General features: G+C 54.9%; 30 protein-coding genes and 1 pseudogene. 2 read left to right on the top strand and 29 right to left on the bottom strand.

All coding sequences use genetic code 11. The features are described 5' to 3' along the window. The first annotated feature begins 214 nt into the window (after window positions 1-214). Window positions 215-1,228, top strand: coding sequence for a radical SAM/SPASM domain-containing protein (locus FN806_RS18190; RefSeq protein ID WP_185956743.1), 1,014 nt, complete (start codon window positions 215-217; stop codon window positions 1,226-1,228). A gap of 122 nt (window positions 1,229-1,350) precedes the next feature. Here the strand turns inward: FN806_RS18190 and rpmD are convergent, their stop codons facing one another. The 29 genes and pseudogenes from rpmD to FN806_RS18330 form a co-directional block, all read right to left on the bottom strand. Then, a complete protein-coding gene (rpmD, locus tag FN806_RS18195; protein WP_008757946.1) occupies window positions 1,351-1,539 on the bottom strand; it encodes a 50S ribosomal protein L30 in 189 nt (62 codons plus the stop codon). Window positions 1,540-1,551: 12 nt separating this feature from the next. Further along, window positions 1,552-2,121 carry a 30S ribosomal protein S5 gene (rpsE, locus tag FN806_RS18200; protein WP_142639778.1) on the bottom strand — a complete coding sequence of 190 codons (570 nt, stop codon included), beginning with the start codon at window positions 2,119-2,121 and terminating at the stop codon, window positions 1,552-1,554. A gap of 116 nt (window positions 2,122-2,237) precedes the next feature. Then, window positions 2,238-2,597: a 50S ribosomal protein L18 gene (gene rplR / locus FN806_RS18205; RefSeq protein ID WP_142639780.1), complete on the bottom strand. Its 360-nt coding sequence runs from the start codon at window positions 2,595-2,597 to the stop codon at window positions 2,238-2,240. Window positions 2,598-2,608: 11 nt separating this feature from the next. After that, window positions 2,609-3,142, bottom strand: a complete 534-nt coding sequence (rplF, locus tag FN806_RS18210) for a 50S ribosomal protein L6 (protein WP_058272374.1) — start codon at window positions 3,140-3,142, stop codon at window positions 2,609-2,611. A 12-nt stretch (window positions 3,143-3,154) separates the two neighbouring features. Then, on the bottom strand, window positions 3,155-3,547 hold the full coding sequence (gene rpsH / locus FN806_RS18215) for a 30S ribosomal protein S8 (RefSeq protein WP_142639782.1): 393 nt from the start codon (window positions 3,545-3,547) through the stop codon (window positions 3,155-3,157). Window positions 3,548-3,560: 13 nt separating this feature from the next. Continuing rightward, the gene (gene rpsN / locus FN806_RS18220) at window positions 3,561-3,866 is read right to left on the bottom strand and encodes a 30S ribosomal protein S14 (protein WP_142639784.1); all 306 of its coding nucleotides are present in this window, start codon (window positions 3,864-3,866) and stop codon (window positions 3,561-3,563) included. A 19-nt stretch (window positions 3,867-3,885) separates the two neighbouring features. Further along, entirely contained in the window at window positions 3,886-4,446 is a 561-nt protein-coding gene (gene rplE / locus FN806_RS18225) for a 50S ribosomal protein L5 (RefSeq protein WP_142639786.1), read from the bottom strand. After that, window positions 4,439-4,750 (bottom strand): 50S ribosomal protein L24, encoded by a 312-nt coding sequence (gene rplX, locus FN806_RS18230; protein ID WP_142639787.1) that lies wholly within the window; start codon window positions 4,748-4,750, stop codon window positions 4,439-4,441. The genes rplE and rplX overlap by 8 nt, the downstream gene beginning before the upstream one ends. 2 nt (window positions 4,751-4,752) lie before the next feature. Next, a complete protein-coding gene (rplN, locus tag FN806_RS18235; protein WP_005621870.1) occupies window positions 4,753-5,121 on the bottom strand; it encodes a 50S ribosomal protein L14 in 369 nt (122 codons plus the stop codon). A gap of 76 nt (window positions 5,122-5,197) precedes the next feature. Beyond that, a complete protein-coding gene (gene rpsQ / locus FN806_RS18240) occupies window positions 5,198-5,428 on the bottom strand; it encodes a 30S ribosomal protein S17 (protein WP_037311742.1) in 231 nt (76 codons plus the stop codon). Between the two features lie 4 nt (window positions 5,429-5,432). Then, window positions 5,433-5,639, bottom strand: a complete 207-nt coding sequence (rpmC, locus tag FN806_RS18245; RefSeq protein WP_074736205.1) for a 50S ribosomal protein L29 — start codon at window positions 5,637-5,639, stop codon at window positions 5,433-5,435. 244 nt (window positions 5,640-5,883) lie between these two features. Next, window positions 5,884-6,495 carry a hypothetical protein gene (locus FN806_RS18250; protein WP_142639789.1) on the bottom strand — a complete coding sequence of 204 codons (612 nt, stop codon included), beginning with the start codon at window positions 6,493-6,495 and terminating at the stop codon, window positions 5,884-5,886. 171 nt (window positions 6,496-6,666) lie between these two features. Next, complete coding sequence (locus FN806_RS18255; RefSeq protein WP_010437077.1) at window positions 6,667-6,873, bottom strand: cold-shock protein; 207 nt, start codon at window positions 6,871-6,873, stop codon at window positions 6,667-6,669. Window positions 6,874-7,076: 203 nt separating this feature from the next. Further along, window positions 7,077-7,697, bottom strand: coding sequence for a 2OG-Fe(II) oxygenase family protein (locus FN806_RS18260; RefSeq protein ID WP_142639790.1), 621 nt, complete (start codon window positions 7,695-7,697; stop codon window positions 7,077-7,079). Window positions 7,698-7,840: 143 nt separating this feature from the next. Continuing rightward, window positions 7,841-8,254 carry a 50S ribosomal protein L16 gene (rplP, locus tag FN806_RS18265; RefSeq protein ID WP_085823145.1) on the bottom strand — a complete coding sequence of 138 codons (414 nt, stop codon included), beginning with the start codon at window positions 8,252-8,254 and terminating at the stop codon, window positions 7,841-7,843. A 12-nt stretch (window positions 8,255-8,266) separates the two neighbouring features. Then, window positions 8,267-8,977 carry a 30S ribosomal protein S3 gene (gene rpsC, locus FN806_RS18270; protein ID WP_037311761.1) on the bottom strand — a complete coding sequence of 237 codons (711 nt, stop codon included), beginning with the start codon at window positions 8,975-8,977 and terminating at the stop codon, window positions 8,267-8,269. Then, window positions 8,977-9,357, bottom strand: a complete 381-nt coding sequence (gene rplV, locus FN806_RS18275) for a 50S ribosomal protein L22 (protein WP_039538267.1) — start codon at window positions 9,355-9,357, stop codon at window positions 8,977-8,979. Before rplV ends, rpsC begins: the two co-directional genes overlap by 1 nt. 3 nt (window positions 9,358-9,360) lie before the next feature. Next, entirely contained in the window at window positions 9,361-9,639 is a 279-nt protein-coding gene (gene rpsS, locus FN806_RS18280; protein WP_005980699.1) for a 30S ribosomal protein S19, read from the bottom strand. A 3-nt stretch (window positions 9,640-9,642) separates the two neighbouring features. After that, complete coding sequence (gene rplB, locus FN806_RS18285; protein ID WP_008757664.1) at window positions 9,643-10,485, bottom strand: 50S ribosomal protein L2; 843 nt, start codon at window positions 10,483-10,485, stop codon at window positions 9,643-9,645. Between the two features lie 334 nt (window positions 10,486-10,819). Next, entirely contained in the window at window positions 10,820-11,077 is a 258-nt protein-coding gene (locus tag FN806_RS18290) for a hypothetical protein (protein ID WP_142639791.1), read from the bottom strand. 592 nt (window positions 11,078-11,669) lie between these two features. After that, window positions 11,670-11,846 carry a hypothetical protein gene (locus FN806_RS20555; protein ID WP_176797675.1) on the bottom strand — a complete coding sequence of 59 codons (177 nt, stop codon included), beginning with the start codon at window positions 11,844-11,846 and terminating at the stop codon, window positions 11,670-11,672. Between the two features lie 80 nt (window positions 11,847-11,926). Next, a complete protein-coding gene (locus tag FN806_RS18295; RefSeq protein ID WP_142639792.1) occupies window positions 11,927-12,961 on the bottom strand; it encodes a fatty acid desaturase in 1,035 nt (344 codons plus the stop codon). A 170-nt stretch (window positions 12,962-13,131) separates the two neighbouring features. Then, window positions 13,132-13,428 (bottom strand): 50S ribosomal protein L23, encoded by a 297-nt coding sequence (locus tag FN806_RS18300; protein ID WP_142639794.1) that lies wholly within the window; start codon window positions 13,426-13,428, stop codon window positions 13,132-13,134. Beyond that, the gene (rplD, locus tag FN806_RS18305; protein WP_050605826.1) at window positions 13,425-14,042 is read right to left on the bottom strand and encodes a 50S ribosomal protein L4; all 618 of its coding nucleotides are present in this window, start codon (window positions 14,040-14,042) and stop codon (window positions 13,425-13,427) included. The genes FN806_RS18300 and rplD overlap by 4 nt, the downstream gene beginning before the upstream one ends. Then, entirely contained in the window at window positions 14,039-14,764 is a 726-nt protein-coding gene (gene rplC, locus FN806_RS18310; RefSeq protein WP_142639796.1) for a 50S ribosomal protein L3, read from the bottom strand. The genes rplD and rplC overlap by 4 nt, the downstream gene beginning before the upstream one ends. Window positions 14,765-14,782: 18 nt before the next feature. Then, a complete protein-coding gene (rpsJ, locus tag FN806_RS18315) occupies window positions 14,783-15,097 on the bottom strand; it encodes a 30S ribosomal protein S10 (protein WP_008756422.1) in 315 nt (104 codons plus the stop codon). A gap of 192 nt (window positions 15,098-15,289) precedes the next feature. Continuing rightward, window positions 15,290-15,949 (bottom strand): hypothetical protein, encoded by a 660-nt coding sequence (locus FN806_RS18320; protein WP_142639798.1) that lies wholly within the window; start codon window positions 15,947-15,949, stop codon window positions 15,290-15,292. 155 nt (window positions 15,950-16,104) lie between these two features. Next, a pseudogene (locus FN806_RS18325) lies at window positions 16,105-16,206 on the bottom strand (EF-Tu C-terminal domain-related protein); the annotation flags it as partial. Window positions 16,207-16,250: 44 nt separating this feature from the next. Beyond that, window positions 16,251-17,003 (bottom strand): FkbM family methyltransferase, encoded by a 753-nt coding sequence (locus FN806_RS18330; protein ID WP_142639800.1) that lies wholly within the window; start codon window positions 17,001-17,003, stop codon window positions 16,251-16,253. Window positions 17,004-17,259: 256 nt separating this feature from the next. Between FN806_RS18330 and FN806_RS18335 the strand changes: the two genes are divergently transcribed. Further along, window positions 17,260-17,601, top strand: coding sequence for a RidA family protein (locus FN806_RS18335; protein ID WP_142639802.1), 342 nt, complete (start codon window positions 17,260-17,262; stop codon window positions 17,599-17,601). Window positions 17,602-17,742 lie beyond the last annotated feature (141 nt).

A 17,742-nucleotide genomic window follows, 5' to 3' on the forward strand; every position in this document is an offset into this window, starting at 1 on the left:
GGGCTATTTCGGCCTGTTTTACCATTTTCGCCTCGCACGTTTAGGGCGTCCTCGGCTTCATGAATGAGGATACTCCATGCCATTGGTTTCAAGCGTTATTAGAAGGTTGCGCTGGATTCAGCGCCGTCCTTCCTTGAAGCAATCGGCAAACCTGTTGCGCAACATTCGGGGCTATCTTCTTCACTCTCAACAAGCCGCCCCGCTGCCGTCTTTGGTGAAAATTGATATTTCGCCGCTGTGCTCACTAGCCTGTCCACATTGCGTCCATGCGAATCCGGCAGGTCGTGACCGACCCTTGCTCAGCGATCAGAAGTTCGGGAAACAGGACAAACTCAGCATTCAGCAGTACCGGCATATCATTGACCAGATCAAAGATCGCGCGCTTGGTGTAAGCCTGTTCTACTATGGCGATCCTCTGGCACACCCGGACCTCACCGACATGATCCGGGCCACGACCGCAGCCGGTTTGGAAAGCCATATCACCACCCATTTCAGCTATCGGCTAAAAGCCGAGCGGATTCATGACCTGGTCGATGCCGGGCTTAGCCATATCACAATCTCAGTTGATGGCGCGACGCAGGAAAGCTTTCAGGTTACCCGTGTTCGCGGACGCCTGAATTTCGTTCTGAACAACCTGCGACTACTGGCTGGCTATAAAAAGAGGAAGGGTCTGAAATCTCCGTTCATAGAAATACAGCATATCTCTTTCCCCCATCACGCCGAGGATGAACTGGTTCAGGTGAAGGCCATCGTAGACGAGATTGGTATCGACGCCTTTACCACGTTTGAAGGGCTACGGTTCGATGCAAATGGAGATCTGTACAACGTCGTAGACGACGATCCCGATCGGATTGAAAATGGCCCGCCCCTGTCATCATCCCTCACCCCAAGGTGCCATTGGCCCCACAGCAGCACGGTCATTCGCTTTGATGGCGATGTGATTCCCTGCTGTCTCTGGCGATCCGGCCGCCAATATGTTTCCGACAAGAACCGTGATCCGCATGTGTTGGGAAATGTTTTCGACGAACCACTTGAAACCATCTGGAACAACGAAAAATACAAAGCTCTGCGCCGGCAGGTCTGGAACCCGCGTGCTCATTCCAAACGCGAAGCAGCAGCCAGTTTTTGCGATGGATGCCCCAGGCTGTACGAAAAACCAGGCAGAGAACCCCCGTTGCGCCATGAAGTCGACATTGAGTTTGCAGAAAAAAAGGCGCTCGGGTCATAGCCGAGTTTGCGCCGAGGCACTGAACAGCACCATATGACGAGCCGGAAAAAAGACGACCGGCCAAACAAGAAAACGCCCCCGATCAGATCGGAGGCGTTTTTAAGTCTTCAAAGAACTCGCGATTAGCCGCGTTCTTCGATGATCTCTACCAGATGCGGGATCTTGTTGACCATGCCGCGGACCGAAGGAGTATCCTCCAGCTCACGGGTTTTGTGCATCTTGTTCAAGCCCAGACCGATCAGGGTCGCGCGCTGTTCGGCGGGGCGGCGGATCGGGGAACCGATCTGCTTGACGACGATGGTTTTTGCCATGGGTCGCTCTCCTTATGCTTCTGCTTCAGCAGCAACAGGCGCTTCGTCCCGCTTGGGCAGGATGTCAGCAACTTTCTTGCCGCGACGCTGTGCAACCGAACGCGGGCTCTGCTCTTTTTGCAGGCCGTTGATGGTGGCGCGGATCATGTTGTACGGGTTCTGCGAGCCCAACGACTTGGACACAACGTCCTTGACGCCCAGCATTTCGAACACAGCACGCATCGGACCACCGGCGATGATACCAGTACCTTCAGGTGCCGAGCGCATAACCACTTTACCGGCGCCGTGACGGCCTTCGATATCGTGGTGCAGGGTCCGACCTTCGCGCAGCTGCACGCGGATCATCTGACGTTTGGCTTGTTCAGTTGCCTTACGGATGGCCTCGGGTACTTCTTTTGCTTTACCCTTGCCAAAGCCGACGCGGCCCTTCTGATCGCCGACAACCACCAGAGCGGCGAAGCCAAAGCGCTTACCACCTTTTACGGTTTTCGACACGCGGTTGATCGCGACCAGACGGTCTGCGAATTCCGGAGTTTCGTCGCGGTCGCGGCCACGGCCCCGACGGTTTTCACGTTCTGCCATTTGGCATCCCTTTTCTCATGTGGCGCATTGCGGCGCCGTTGTTTCAATCCAAGTGAGCCTCGACTATTGCCGAGGCCCCCGGATCATCGGGGCAGCTGAGGCGCTGCCCGCAAGTCTTAGATCTTCAGACCACCTTCACGCGCAGCGTCGGCGACAGCCTTCACTTTGCCGTGGAACAGGAAGCCGCCACGATCGAAATAAGCCTCTTCGACGCCTGCCTTCTTGGCACGCTCGGCGATGGCTGCGCCCACTTTCGTAGCCGCTTCGACGTTGTTTGTGCCAACTACACCCAGATCTTTTTCCAGGGTCGAGGCCGAGGCCAGGGTCACGCCACGAACGTCGTCGATCAGCTGAGCGCTGATGTTCTTGTTCGAACGGTGAACCGACAGGCGTACACGACCTGCATTGACCTTGCGAAGTTTGTTCCGAACGCGCAGGCGGCGCTTCAGAAACAGGGTTCTTTTGCTGTTTGCCATTGTTTGCGTCCTTACTTCTTCTTGCCTTCTTTGCGGAAGATGAATTCGCCCTTATAGCGGATACCCTTGCCTTTATACGGCTCGGGACGGCGCCATTCGCGGATTTTCGCCGCGACTTCGCCCACCTGCTGCTGGTCGTTACCTTCCACAATGATCACGGTCTGCTTCGGTGCGGTGATGGTGACACCTTCCGGAGCAACGAAATCAACGTCGTGGCTGTAGCCCAGGTTCAGCTTCAGGGTGTTACCCTGCATCTGAGCCCGGTAACCAACACCCTGGATCTCCAGCTCTTTTTTGAAGCCTTCGGTCACACCGGTTACCAGATTGGCAACCATGGTGCGGCTCATGCCCCATTGCTGACGGGCACGTTTGGACATGCCACGCGGGTTGATTTGAACCACATTGTCTTCGACCGACAGCGTAACGTCATCAGTCGCAGTGAAGCTACGGGCACCTTTCGGGCCTTTGACTTCGATGGTCTGGCCGGAAACCGAGGCGGTTACACCGCTGGGCAGTTCGACCGGACGTTTACCAATACGAGACATTGACAGACCTCCTTAGAAGACGGTGCAGAGCACTTCGCCGCCAACATTGTTGGAGCGTGCATTCTGGTCCGACATCACACCTTTCGGAGTGCTGACAATCGACACACCCAGACCCTGACGGACCTGCGGGATGTCATTGACGCCCATGTATACGCGACGACCGGGCTTGGAAACCCGCTTCAACTCGCGAATGACAGGGGTGCCTTCGTAGTATTTCAGGCTGATTTCGATGGCCGGATGACCGTTTTCACCGGTCATCTTTTCGTAGCCACGGATGTAACCTTCGTCCGCCAGCACGTCCAGAACCCAGGCGCGCAGTTTCGACGCCGGAGTGTTTACAGTGGACTTGCCGCGCATTTGCGCGTTGCGGATACGGGTGAGCATATCGCCGATAGGATCGTTCATATCTATGTCTCCCTTACCAGCTCGATTTCACCATGCCGGGGATCTGACCTGCAGAACCCAGCTCGCGCAGCATGATACGGCTGACCTTCAGCTTACGATAGTAAGCATGAGGACGACCTGTCAGCTGACAGCGGTTGTGAAGACGAGTTGCCGAGCTGTTGCGCGGCAGTTTCGCCAGTTTCAGACGCGCTTTGAAACGCTCTTCCATCGGCTTGCTCTCGTCATTCGCGATTTCTTTCAGCTCGGCACGCTTTGCGGCATATTTGGCCACCAGGCGTTCGCGCTTCTTCTCGCGTTCGATCATTGCTTTTTTAGCCATGTCTCAATCCTCCCGGCGCTTAAGCGTTGAACGGCATGTTGAACGCTTTCAACAGGCTTTTCGCTTCAGCGTCGGTTTTCGCTGTGGTGGCAATTACGATATCCAGGCCCCAGACCTCGTCGACCTTGTCGAAGTCGATTTCCGGGAACACGATGTGCTCTTTCATGCCCATGGCAAAGTTGCCACGACCATCGAAAGAAGGCTTAACACCGCGGAAGTCACGAACGCGCGGCAGCGCGATGGTGATCAGACGATCCAGGAATTCATACATCCGGTCACCGCGCAGGGTAACTTTCGCACCCAGCGGCATGTCTTCACGGACGCGGAAACCCGCGATCGACTTCTTCGCCAGTGTTGCAACAGCCTTTTGGCCTGCAATCGCGGTCAGATCTTCAACAGCGGCTTTCGCCTTCTTCGAGTCTCTGACGGCCTCTGCACCACAACCGATGTTCAGAACGATCTTTTCCAGCTTGGGCAGCTGCATATCGCTCTTGTAACCGAACTCTTCTTTCAGAGCGGCACGGATGGTTTCAGCGTACTGAGCTTTCAGACGCGGGGTGTAGGTTGCGGTATCAAGCATCGATCACGTCCCCCGTGGTCTTGGCAAAACGAACCTTCTTGTCACCTTCCATGCGGAAGCCAACGCGGGTTGCTTTACCGTTTTTGTCCAGCAGAGCCAGGTTCGACAGCTCAATCGGGTTTGCCTGAGGCAGGCGACCACCTTGCGAGGTCTGCGACTGGCGGGTGTGGCGAATGGCGATGTTCACGCCATCAACAACGGCTTTACCGGCTTTCGGGTCGACCGAGGTGATAGTTCCCTCTTTGCCCTTGTCCTTGCCAGCCAGCACGACGACCTTGTCGCCTTTGCGGAGTTTAGCAGCCATGATTACAGCACCTCCGGAGCAAGCGAGATGATTTTCATGAAGTTCTTCGCGCGCAGTTCACGAACAACAGGGCCAAAGATACGGGTACCTACGGGCTCGTTGTTGTTGTTCAGAATGACGGCGGCGTTGCGATCGAAACGGATCGCGGTGCCGTCTTCGCGACGGACTTCTTTGGCGGTGCGTACGACGACGGCCTTACGGACGTCACCTTTCTTTACGCGGCCGCGTGGGATGGCTTCCTTCACCGAGACGACAATGATGTCGCCTACAGAGGCGTATTTACGCTTGGAACCACCCAGGACCTTGATGCACTGAACTCGGCGTGCGCCGGAGTTGTCAGCGACATCCAGATTGGTCTGCATCTGGATCATGTGGTTTCTCCCGACCTGTGGGGGCTGGTCTTGTTAGATCCCCCAGGGTTTCGACAAATGGGAAAATCCCGGAAACTTACGCTTCCAGAACTTCCCAACGTTTCGTCTTCGATTTCGGCGCGCATTCGATGATGCGAACTGTATCGCCGACCTTGAAGGCGTTCTTTTCATCGTGAGCCCGGTATTTCTTGGACTTACGGATGGTTTTCTTCAGAACCGGATGCGTAAAGCGGCGCTCGACGGATACGGTTACAGTCTGTGCGTTGGCATCGCTCGTTACGGTGCCGGAAAGGATACGCTTAGGCATAGGATTACTCCTCCGATGCCGCAGCAGCGGCCTTTTCGTTCAGGATGGTTTTAACGCGGGCGGCGTTGCGGCGGGCCGCTTTGATGCCAGCGGTGCTTTCCATCTGACCGGTTGCCTGTTGAAAGCGCAGGTTAAAGCTTTCTTTCTTCAGGTTGGCCAGTTCCTCGCGGAGCTGGTCAGGGGTCTTGTCACGCAGTTCTTGGGCGTTCATCGCCTTTTCCTTTGCTCAAAACACCAGAAGGCCCCTATGCAGGGTCACCTTTGACCTGGTGGATGAATGATAGACATACGAATCCCCCGACTCGGCCGGGGGAACGCAAGATGCCGCTCTATAGGGGGTTCTGGGGTGGGTGGCAAGGGAAAGTATGGAGGATTGATCGAGAGGCCGTTTTTAGCGCTCTGCTCACTTGAGCAACCAGCGACGGGCACGAGATGTTTGAACCGAATTTGGAAGCCTATTCGCTCTTGGAGCGAATTCCATCGAAACCTCTTCCCCAAACCAATCCAGAGTTCGGCAGCATATGCGCCTGCTTCAAAACTATCTTTAGCTCTGGAGAATACAGCACCTTTACCGTTCGTTCGTCATCCCCTGATACATGCTCACGCACCAGAACTTCCCAAACTTTGTATTTACACGTTCCAACCCGTTCAATTCGATTTTTCTGGAACTCAACCGTTACAGTGCCGAGTAAGGCTTCTTTATCGCCATCTTGTATCGTGAAGCCTGACTGCCACTCTTTTTGCTGCTCTAGGTCATCTAAGGAACTAACTGATTGCTCGTATGAACGCTTTGAGGCGGTGAACTTCATAAAGGTCTCGCCGAACAGCAAAGGATGCGCGTAGTGGCTAGCGAAACCTATGCGCCTAGAGTCTTCGGTTCTCAACTCAACGACAAACCCCGTCTCAACAACGGTTTGAACTCGTAAAAGCCATGTTCCGCCATAGTCCAACCAGACGCCTTTACCGACATCTACACGGGTTGGGCACGTCGCAAGTGCAGGTGCGACGGCCAACGCCAAAAAAAGTGAAACCGCTAGTACAACCTTTGCTGGTTTTGGCGCGCCCATGGTTTACTCCCACAAAATAAAAAAGCTGGCATTAATCCCGCCACCCTAGGCCTCGTTGACAGGTGCGTTGAATGCACCAGCCATTACAGCATGTAGACATCCCACTCACAAACGCAAAACGCGGCCTCGTTTGCACGAGACCGCGTCTTCAACTGTCTAAGTCTGAGTGACTTACGCCAGAGCGATGTTCACAGCCGACTCACGACCGTCACGGCCGGGTTCGATGTCGAACGTTACTTTCTGGTCGTCGGCCAGGCCGGTCAGACCCGAGCGCTCGACAGCAGAGATGTGTACAAACACGTCTTTGCCACCGGTCTCCGGTGCGATGAAGCCAAAACCTTTAGTTGTGTTGAACCATTTTACGGTGCCGTTGGCCATATCCGTAGTCTCCTAGTAAATTGCTGTCCGCGGAATTGCGACAGCGCGGCGTTGTCGGTCTGGATCGAAAGACTGAACGCCGATATTCGGGAGACAGTGGTCGAAAAAGAAAAACGTAAGCGCCCCCCACATCGTTTATCTGACGACACAATGCAAGAACTTTTCACACATTCCTTTGAATCAGAGTCCCTTAAACGACCGTGCTAGTCCCATTTATAGTTAAAGCTGACGGAAATCCGCTCATCCTCGGCCATGTTCATCGGCACCTCGTGGCGCAACCAGCTCTCCCATAGCAAAACATCGCCAACCTGAGGCTTCACATAGATAAATGGCTGCAGGTCCCGACGGCCCCCTTTCATACGCGTGGGCGCTGCCATCATGCGGCCCGAGCGCGGGTCTTCAAGCTTCAGCGCGCTAGCACCTTCGGGCATCGAAACATAAGTCGTGCCCGAGATCACACTATGTGGGTGCAGGTGGCTGGAGTGCATTCCGCCCTCGGGCAAAATGTTGATCCAAAGGTCTTCAAGCTTTAGTTCACCCTCACCCAGATCAAACTCCAGATCCTTAGCAAAAGCTGCAACGTGCTGGTCCAGCACCTTAACCAGATCGGCAAAGATCGGAAACCGCCAGGGCAGATCGGTCAGCGAGGCATAGCTGGTGTAGCCGGGATACCCGTTCTCTTCACACCAGTCCTGCCCGGCCTCATCATCCTCGGCGATGACAAGACAGGAGCTTTCCAGCTCCTCCGGGTCGATCTTGGGATCAAACTCGGACAAAGCTGCACGATAGAGACGGGTGACAAAAAGTGATTCAATCTGTGCCATGGGTCTGTCTTAAACCAGCCTCTCGATGAAGGCGATGGGTGTTTTGCGAGGCTGTCGCGGGGGCAGCGCCATCAAACCAAAAACCCCCGCCGGATTCCCGACGGGGGTCAATCTTGTCGCGAGCGGGGTCGCCCCCGGGTCGCTTACCAGTCTTCGCGAACCACGACGCGAGTCTTGATCGGCAGCTTCATCGCAGCCAGGCGCAGGGCCTCGCGGGCGATGTCGTCATTGACGCCGTCGATTTCGAACATCACGCGGCCAGGCTTGACTTTGCATGCCCAGCGGTCGACCGAACCTTTACCTTTACCCATACGAACTTCGATCGGCTTAGCCGTAACCGGAGTGTCGGGGAAGATGCGGATCCAGACACGGCCCTGACGCTTCATGTGACGCGTCATGGCACGACGTGCAGCTTCGATCTGGCGTGCGGTTACACGCTCAGGCTCAAGAGCTTTCAGGCCGTATGTGCCAAAGTTCAGATCAGAGCCGCCCTTGGCTTCACCCTTGATCCGGCCTTTGTGCATCTTGCGGAATTTAGTACGCTTTGGTTGAAGCATATCTTTCCCTCCTTAGCGACGACCGCCACCAGCACCACGAGGTGCAGGGCCGTCCTGGAGTTCCTGTGCTTTACGGTCACGTGCCTGCGGATCGTGCTCCATGATCTCACCTTTGAAGATCCAGACCTTGATCCCGATGATCCCATAAGGAGTCATCGCTTCGGCTTGTGCGTAATCGATGTCGGCGCGCAGCGTGTGCAGAGGCACACGGCCTTCGCGGTACCACTCGGTCCGTGCGATTTCGGCGCCACCCAGACGGCCAGCGACGTTCACCCGGATACCCAGAGAGCCCATACGCATGGCGTTCTGAACAGACCGCTTCATCGCGCGACGGAACGAAACCCGGCGCTCCAGCTGCTGAGCGATAGACTCGGCAACCAGCTGTGCGTCAAGCTCGGGCTTGCGCACTTCGACGATGTTCAGGTGCAGTTCGCTGTCTGTCATCAGGGCGATTTTCTTGCGCAGAACTTCAATGTCCGCGCCTTTCTTGCCGATGATGACACCCGGACGTGCAGTGTGGATCGTAACGCGGCACTTCTTGTGCGGACGTTCGATGATCACACGGGCGATGCCGGCTTGCTTGCACTCTTTGTTGATGAACTCACGGATCTTCAGATCTTCCAGCAGAAGATCACCGTAGTCCTTGGTATCGGCGTACCAGCGGCTGTCCCAGGTGCGGTTCACCTGAAGGCGCATGCCGATCGGATTTACTTTATGACCCATTAGGCTTGCTCCTCAACTTGACGCACCTTGATGGTGATCTCCGAGAACGGCTTCATGATCTTGCCGAAACGGCCACGGGCCCGAGGGCGACCGCGTTTCATGACCAGATTCTTTCCAACCCATGCTTCTGCAACGATCAGCTCGTCGACGTCCAGGTTGTGGTTGTTCTCAGCGTTGGCGATTGCGGACTGCAGGCACTTTTTGACGTCCTGCGCGACACGCTTGTTCGAGAAAGTCAGGTCGGTCAGAGCCTTCTCAACTTTCTTGCCGCGGATCATCTGCGCAACCAGGTTCAGTTTCTGCGGGCTGGTACGGAGCATGCGCGTTTTTGCCATTGCTTCGTTTTCAGCCACGCGGCGGGGGTTCTTTTCCTTGCCCATGACTTACTTCCGCTTCGCTTTTTTGTCAGCGGCGTGACCGTAATAGGTGCGAGTCGGCGAATACTCACCGAACTTCTGACCGATCATGTCTTCCGAGACGTTGACGGGGATATGCTTCTGGCCGTTGTACACACCAAAGGTCAGACCCACGAACTGGGGCAGAATGGTGGAACGACGCGACCAGATTTTGATAACTTCGTTGCGGCCCGACTCGCGCGCTGCTTCGGCTTTTTTCAGCACGTAAGCATCGACGAAAGGACCCTTCCAAACAGAGCGAGACATGGATTAACGTCCCTTCTTCTTGGCGTGCCGCGAGCGGATGATCAGCTTCTGGGACGCTTTGTTTTTGTTGCGAGTACGCTTACCCTTGGTGTCCTTACCCCAAGGCGTAACCGGTGTACGGCCACCCGAGGTACGACCTTCACCACCACCGTGCGGGTGATCGATCGGGTTCATAGCAACACCACGAACCGACGGACGCACGCCTTTGTGGCGCATACGACCGGCTTTACCGAGGTTTTGGTTGCTGTTGTCGGGGTTGGACACGGCACCAACGGTGGCCATGCATTCCTGACGGACCATGCGCAGCTCGCCCGAGCTCAGACGGATCTGAGCATAACCGCCATCGCGGCCCACGAACTGAGCGTAAGTACCGGCCGCACGTGCGATCTGACCGCCTTTACCAGGCTTCATCTCGATGTTGTGGACGATGGTACCGATGGGCATACCCGAGAACGGCATTGCGTTGCCCGGCTTGATGTCGGCCTTGGCCGAAGCCACAACCTTGTCACCAACAGCCAGACGCTGCGGAGCCAGGATATATGCCTGCTCGCCGTCTTCGTATTTTACCAGTGCGATAAACGCGGTCCGGTTCGGGTCATATTCGATCCGCTCGACGGTTGCCGCGACATCAAATTTATTCCGTTTGAAGTCAACGATCCGGTAGAGACGCTTTGCGCCACCGCCGCGGCGGCGTGAAGTGATCCGTCCGGTGTTGTTCCGGCCGCCCGATTTGGTCAAACCCTCAGTGAGAGACTTGACCGGACGTCCTTTCCAAAGCTCCGAACGGTCGATCAGCACCAGCCCGCGCTGGCCCGGCGTCGTCGGCTTGTACGACTTGAGTGCCATGCTTTCTGTCTTCCGTTTAGCAAGTGCGGGGATTTCCCCGCTATGTGATAGGCCCCCGTAGGTGCCAAAGGTATAGGGCCCCGAAGGTCCCCGGCTTCAAATATCATAGGCCCCGGAACGAATCCGAGGCCGCAAGATTGGGTGCATATAGCCGTGTTGGGGGTGGGTGTCTATAGGGTGCTCGATGAATTTCGAAAACTTCGATACTCTATGGTTCCCTCCAAATTCACTTTCTTAAACCACGAAAGAATATTGTTCAAACTTGGTGACGGCAACGGCTGTGCGCAGCTCACAACCAAGACCAGTATAGAATATTGGCAACATATATAGTTATTTACGCACTGCTAGTTGATGCCGGAATCTCTTCATCTACTGACTTTTCCCACATTTCAACTAGGAGGTAAAAGATGATTAAGGCCATATTCCCCATCTTTGCAATTTGCGGAACAGCATTCGTTTCTGCGTGCAGCACAGCAGATTTACCGGAGGCTTCGGAAGGCCAAAAGTCCAGCGCGAAATCAGATTTGGATATTGTGCTGGAATGCGCCGCGGAAGCTGGGATTGGATCAAATTTTCGAGTCACAAAATACATTGTAGGCGGTCGCACCGGGTACTCAATTGATCCACCGAACACAGTACACTATGAACTGGCCAACAAAGCCAACGCATGCATCGCAGACAAAGGTGCCGGTATACCGAGATACTAGAGAGTTTTGAATGAGAGCCAGAATTGCCATTAAAGGAATTCGACACTCGCATCTGACCTATTGAGTTAGACGTTTGACGGATGGCTTAGGTTAACTTCGGTAGCTTCACTTTCCTCCCAAGCATACTTGTTCTGACAATTTCTTTCAGTTCGCCCAAAAGGTGCGTAGTCAAGGCCGAAGGCCGCCGCGCCAGCGACTGCCCGTCCCGGCGGGCTGGCGCTTTGGGGACTATTGCGCCTCGCTATAAGTTCGGATGTAATTGGCACTATAAAGCGCGCAGATCAGTCGCTGCGGCGCCATCCCACGGTCAGTCACCGGCGCGGCTTGCGGATAGAGACAACAAAAAAACTCGCTTGCGCGGGGGCCAAATATCTCTCTCCAAAGACGAGGCCGACCAGAGGCTGGCGAACACGTCAATGGATGCCATTTTCCAGTGTTACACCAGAAGCCTCAACGCTCACCCAAAGCCCCGCACGATCACTTCTTGTCGCGCGCGGCCTTCTCTTCTTTGGTCAGCTTGGCGTTCCAGACATTCTTGCTCAAACCCAGCTCAGCGGGCGCGGGTTTGGTTTTGCCGATGCTGACTTTGCCTCCTTTATCCAGGAACTCCTGAATAAGGGCTTCATCTGTTGTTTCTTTGGGGACATGTTTCATAACAGCGACCGTATCCGCATCACACGCCGGGGGCAACGACCGGATTTCCGGCTATCGTTCACACCATCTGACCGATCCCGTCACCCATACAGCGCGCGCGCTTCGGCAAAGGACAGCAGGCGGCGGTTCTTTTCATCCCACAGGTGCAGCCGCGCGTTGGCGAGGCTCTCGCGGATGGTCATCCGGTTGCTGTTGGCCAATTCCTCATGATCCCGCAGCACTTCGGTCAGGCGATAGAACGGGATGCGGCTGTACAGATGGTGTACGTGGTGGATGCCGATATTGGCCGTGAACCACTGCAATACGGATGGCAGGATATAGTGCGAGCTGCCGTGCAGAGCGGCCTCGTGCAGTTGCCAGTCCTGATCCGGATCCCATTGCGTCTCTTCGAATTGGTGCTGGACATAGAACAACCAGACGCCAGCGGTCGCGGCGATAAGGGTCGAGGGCAGGAAAATCAGCAGAACCGGCATCAGGCCACCAAAATAGTAGATGGCCCCCAGTGCGGCCAGAATGGCCAGATTCGTCGCCATCGCGCTGACCCAGAATTTCGGAATACCGGTCAAGCCAAGCGGGAGGCGGTTTTGAAACAGGAACAGATAGCCGGGCCCAAAGCCAAACAGGGTGATCGGGTGGCGATAGAGCCGGTAAAACAACCGGTTCAAGGGCGTCAGCGCCCGGTATTCGGCCACCGTCAGCGTATGGATGTCCCCCATCCCGCGCTTATCCAGATTGCCAGATGAGTTGTGATGCGAGGAATGTGTGCGCCGCCAAACATCGTAAGGCGTCAACGTCAGCACCCCGAGCCCCCGACCGACCCAGTCACTGACCGTCCGGTTCGTAAAAAATGCCCCGTGACCGCAATCATGCTGAATGGCAAACAGGCGCAGCAGAAAGGCCGCATTCAGAACCGAGATCGCAAGCGCTAGCCAATAGCTCACCGACAAAGACATCCAGGCCAAGGCCCAAAGCGCTATGAAGGGAACACAGGTAACCCCCAGCTCGAACCAGCTACGCGGTTGGCTTGGCTCTCGATATTTGGCCAGCGTCGACACCCAGTCCCGCGCGACAGTCACATCCGGGTTGTCCCGGGTCGAGAGAGTGGATTGGGTCATGCGCCTGCCATATCGTTTGTTTGTTCCATACCGGATAGACGACCCCACCGGCATAGCAATCATTTTCTGTTCGAGACGCTGGGAATGGCGCTCAACTTTTGGTGTCACTACCTAAAGAAAAACCCCCGCTTTCGCGGGGGTCTTAATGGTTTGTCCAAAGACAGGCCCGATCAAAGACCGGTGGAAATGTCGATGGTGTTACCCTCTTCAAGGGTCACATATGCTTTTTTGACGTCTTTCCGCTTGCCCAACTGGCCGCGGAACCGCTTGACCTTACCTTTGGTCACAGAGGTGTTCACCGCTTTGACCTTCACACCAAACAGTGCCTCAACGGCCTCTTTGATCTGTGGCTTGTTGCTGTCAATCGCAACCTCAAAGACAACCGCGCCGTTTTCGGACGCCATGGTCGACTTTTCGGTGATGATCGGCTTGCGGATCACGTCGTAGTGTTCTGCCTTCGCGCTCATTTCAGTCGAGCCTCCAGTGCTTCGACAGCCGCTTTGGTGAGCACCAGAGTGTCACGCTTGAGGATGTCATAAACGTTTGCACCCATCGACGGCAGGATATCCAGACCTTCGATGTTGCGCGACGCCTTCAGGAACCCTTCGTTCACGGTCGCCCCGTCGATGACCAGAGCGCGTTTCCAACCCAGGTTTGCAACCTGCTTGGCCAGAGCGGCGGTCTTGCCTTCGGCTTCGGCGTTCTCGATCACGACCAGTTCACCAGCTGCCATTTTGGCAGACAGCGCGTGGCGCAGACCAAGTTTACGGAACTTTTTCGGCAGGTCATGACCATGCGAACGTACGACCGGACCTTTGTAAACGCCACCACCCCGGAAGATCGGTGCCGAACGGGCGCCGTGGCGTGCGCCACCGGTGCCTTTTTGGCGATAGATCTTCTTGGTTGAGTAGGACACTTCCGAGCGGGTCTTGACCTTGTGGGTGCCAGCCTGCGCGTTGTTACGCTGCCAACGGACCACACGGTGCAGGATGTCCGCGCGCGGCTCCAGGCCGAACAGGTCTGCATCCAGCTCGATGTTGCCGGCTTTGCCGCCGTCCAGTTTGATTACATCAAGTTTCATGCTTCACCACCTTCCGCGGGAGCTTCTTCCGCAGGTGCTTCAGTTGCAGCCGATTTCACAGCAGCCGGGAAAGGCAGGCCTTCCGGTGCTTTCTTCTTGACGGCGTCCTTGACGGTAACCCAACCGGATTTCGGTCCGGGAACGGCGCCTTTGATGAAGACCAGACCACGGTCGGCGTCGGTTTTGACGACTTCCAGGTTCTGGGTGGTTACACGGGCAGCACCCATGTGACCGGCCATCTTTTTGCCTTTGAAAACCTTGCCCGGATCCTGACACTGGCCAGTTGAACCGTGCGAACGGTGGCTGATCGAAACACCGTGTGAGGCGCGAAGACCACCGAAGTTCCAGCGCTTCATTGCACCGGCAAAGCCTTTACCGATCGAAGTACCCGAAACGTCAACTTTCTGACCTTCCAGGAAATGCTCTGCCGAAATCTCGGCGCCTACTTCGATCAGGCCATCTTCAGAGACGCGGAACTCGACCAGCTTACGCTTGGGTTCAACCTTGGCAGCGGCATAGTGACCGCGCATGGCTTTCGAGGTGCGTTTTGCCTTGGCAGCACCGGCACCCAGCTGAACAGCAGTATAGCCGTCCTTCTCGTCCGTGCGCTGTGCAACAACCTGCAGGTTGTCCAGGTGAAGAACGGTCACAGGGATCTGCTTGCCGTCTTCCATGAACAGGCGGGTCATGCCGACTTTTTTTGCGATAATACCAGAGCGCATAATCTATACCCTCCGATCTTACGACTGCAGCTTGATCTCGACGTCCACACCAGCAGCGAGGTCGAGCTTCATCAGCGCGTCAACGGTCTGGGGGGTCGGATCAACGATGTCGAGCAGACGCTTGTGCGTACGGATCTCGAACTGGTCGCGGGATTTCTTGTCAACGTGAGGGCCACGGAGAACCGTGAACTTCTCGATCTTGTTCGGCAGCGGGATCGGGCCGCGCACGTTCGCGCCGGTCCGCTTGGCAGTGTTGACGATCTCTTGCGTGCTGGCATCCAGAACGCGATAGTCAAATGCCTTCAGCCGAATACGGATATTTTGGCTTTGCATAATAACAGCCTTTTATCAGGCGTTGAGGTTGAGAGGAGGACAAGCGCGCATCGCCAACCCTCATCGAACCCAAAAGGCGGGAATCACCCCGCCTTGATGTTCTTATAGAGAACTCGCGCGATCTACAGGGGTTGGTGGGGTTTGGCAAGGGGGTTTAATGTATTTCGACACGTGTAATCGATGCCGCTCCAGCTACTCACACCATTTTATCAGATTGGTATCAATTGAATGCTCAAAACACTCAGTATACGGGAGCCAAAGAAAAGCATTGCCGTCCACAATGTAAAGGCCAGTAGGTTTGTCATCAACGACAACTCCAAACCTTAGAGAGGCGGCTTCCAATTCCATCTCGCAAATGGACTTCGGCTCTAGGACAACTGAACCCGGGCCATTATACGAAGGGTACTCGACTTTGCTGGCGTCAACGCGCGAATTGATCTCAGCGTTTTCGCATTTCCGATAGAACTCTTCAGTCGCAGCGGCAATTTCTGCATACATGCTTTTTCCTATGTGTTCTTTCAGCGGAAATCCACCGTTCGCAAGAACAAACTTTTCATTGGCTTCAATCAATAGCGAACAGTTCTCTTCACTATCGAATACTGCAAGCGCTTTACCGTCAGGTTTAAGCGCTCCCTGATACCGGTTTCTAATGAAATCAACTTCGAAAACGCCAGGCAAACTGATACGTTTGAAGCTCGGATCTGAAAAGCCTGCGCCGCAATGCCAATCGGCATCCAAAGCAACGTCCCCCAGGATGGTCAGCTTTTTTCTTGAAGAAACTTGTGTCGTTTCAAGCGTGGTGCAAGCGCACAATACGAGGCAAGAGAGGATCAAAAACGTTGTTTTGTTCAAAATTTTCTCGTCAGTGTTTGTTCGTATATACGGTCCAAAAGCAGAATGCTGAGTGAGCTTAAGTCAAAACGCCAACTAAATATCAAGTTGAAAACGGAAACAGGAAAGGGCGCCCCGAGGGACGCCCTTTCCGTTTGATCATTCGCTTGCGCGACTTACTCAACAATCTTCGACACAACACCGGCACCGACGGTGCGGCCGCCTTCGTGGATCGCAATGCGCAGACCATCTTCCATCGCGATTGGCTCAACGACTTCGCGGACAACACAACTCGCGTTGCATGCGGAAAGATGCCCTTAGACTATGTCTTGGCTACGCGTGCCGCCATACGTGACAGTCTGGTATCCTGATAGTCGAACACTGAGCTTTCGAATGGGGCAAAAATGGCATCGCAATCGGTCGCTTCTGCAGACGGTGGCCTGACGAATTCGTGTAGCTCAAACCCGTGATCTGCCATCGCGGCGACAAAATCGCTGAACCTATAACCGCCGTGATACCGACGCCGTACAGAGACTTCAGCCAATACAAAGGTGCATTTTTTTAGCATCTCCGATGCACCTTTAATAACCTCGATTTCAAAACCTTCCGTGTCGATTTTCAATCCGAAAGGTTCCTTGTAGGAAGACGCAATCTCATCCAGTGTTTTTACCGGGACTTGTCGCTCTTCAACTTGCGAGGTGTGTTGGATTGCCGCTTCGTCAAACTCCTGCATCGTTGCCCGTGTGCCGAGCCAACGATCGCCGACCGTTGGAATTCGAAGAGTCGTCTGTCCGCTTTCGGCACCAACTCCGCAAGCATGGAAATCAAAATCGATCTTGTCGCCCCAGTTTTTCCGTACCTTGGTTTCGTAATCCGAAATGGGCTCAATCAACACAAACTTGGCTGCGGGGAAAGCTTCGTACAAATGCTCGGTTCCCGAGGCCACCCCGACATCGAATACTGTCTCGACCTCAAAACCCAGATTACCGATATAGGCACCCGTCTCCTTCATTGGCGAAACCTGATATCCTCGCCGCTTCAGGCGTTTGGACAGTCGTTCTACGGTTTCGTCCATGTCGAAGTATCCTTCTTGCGGTTTCGCCCGATGCAATCCACTGAAACCAACTAGAGAGCACTTCAACGGCAAAAGCGCAATCTGGTATACTGTGTCGCTGGCAAGCTAGCCTAGGCGCGGCAAAATGCTATCGACCCGCCCCGTCCCCGACCAGTTCAACTTTTCTGAAAGTTACTCAAGCGGTTTCCGTTTGCTATGCGGGGCATCTTATGACCATGAACGCGTGCATCAAACAGGAAACAGCGAGATCACTCCAATGATAGAACGCATCGAAACCGGCGAGAGATCGTCCAAAATCGTTAAACATAATGGTGTGGCCTATTTGACCGGGCAAGTCGCCGAAGGTGATACCATTCAGGAACAGGTGCGTATTTGCCTTGGGAAAATTGACGACCTGCTAGAGCGCGCAGGCTCATCACGGGAAAAAATGCTGCGTGTGACCATCTGGCTGGCCGATATGAAGGACTTTGCTGGTTTGAACGAGGTCTGGAATGCTTGGGTTCCTGCAGGATACGCACCTGCGAGGGCGTGTGGCGAAGCAAAACTAGCGCGGCCCGAACTGAAGGTGGAATTCATAGTGGACGCCGCATACGACTGAAGCATGCTGCTTCTTTAGGAATTCCCCCGTCTTGAACTACCAAATTCAAACAGAAAAAGCCCGCCCCGTTTGGGGCGGGCTTTTTTTGTTTCGACGGTTAGGTCTGAGACTATTCGACGAACGATCTCATCACCGCCTCCG

The organism is Ruegeria faecimaris (genome assembly GCF_900182615.1).
Classification (GTDB): Bacteria; Pseudomonadota; Alphaproteobacteria; order Rhodobacterales; family Rhodobacteraceae; genus Ruegeria; species Ruegeria faecimaris.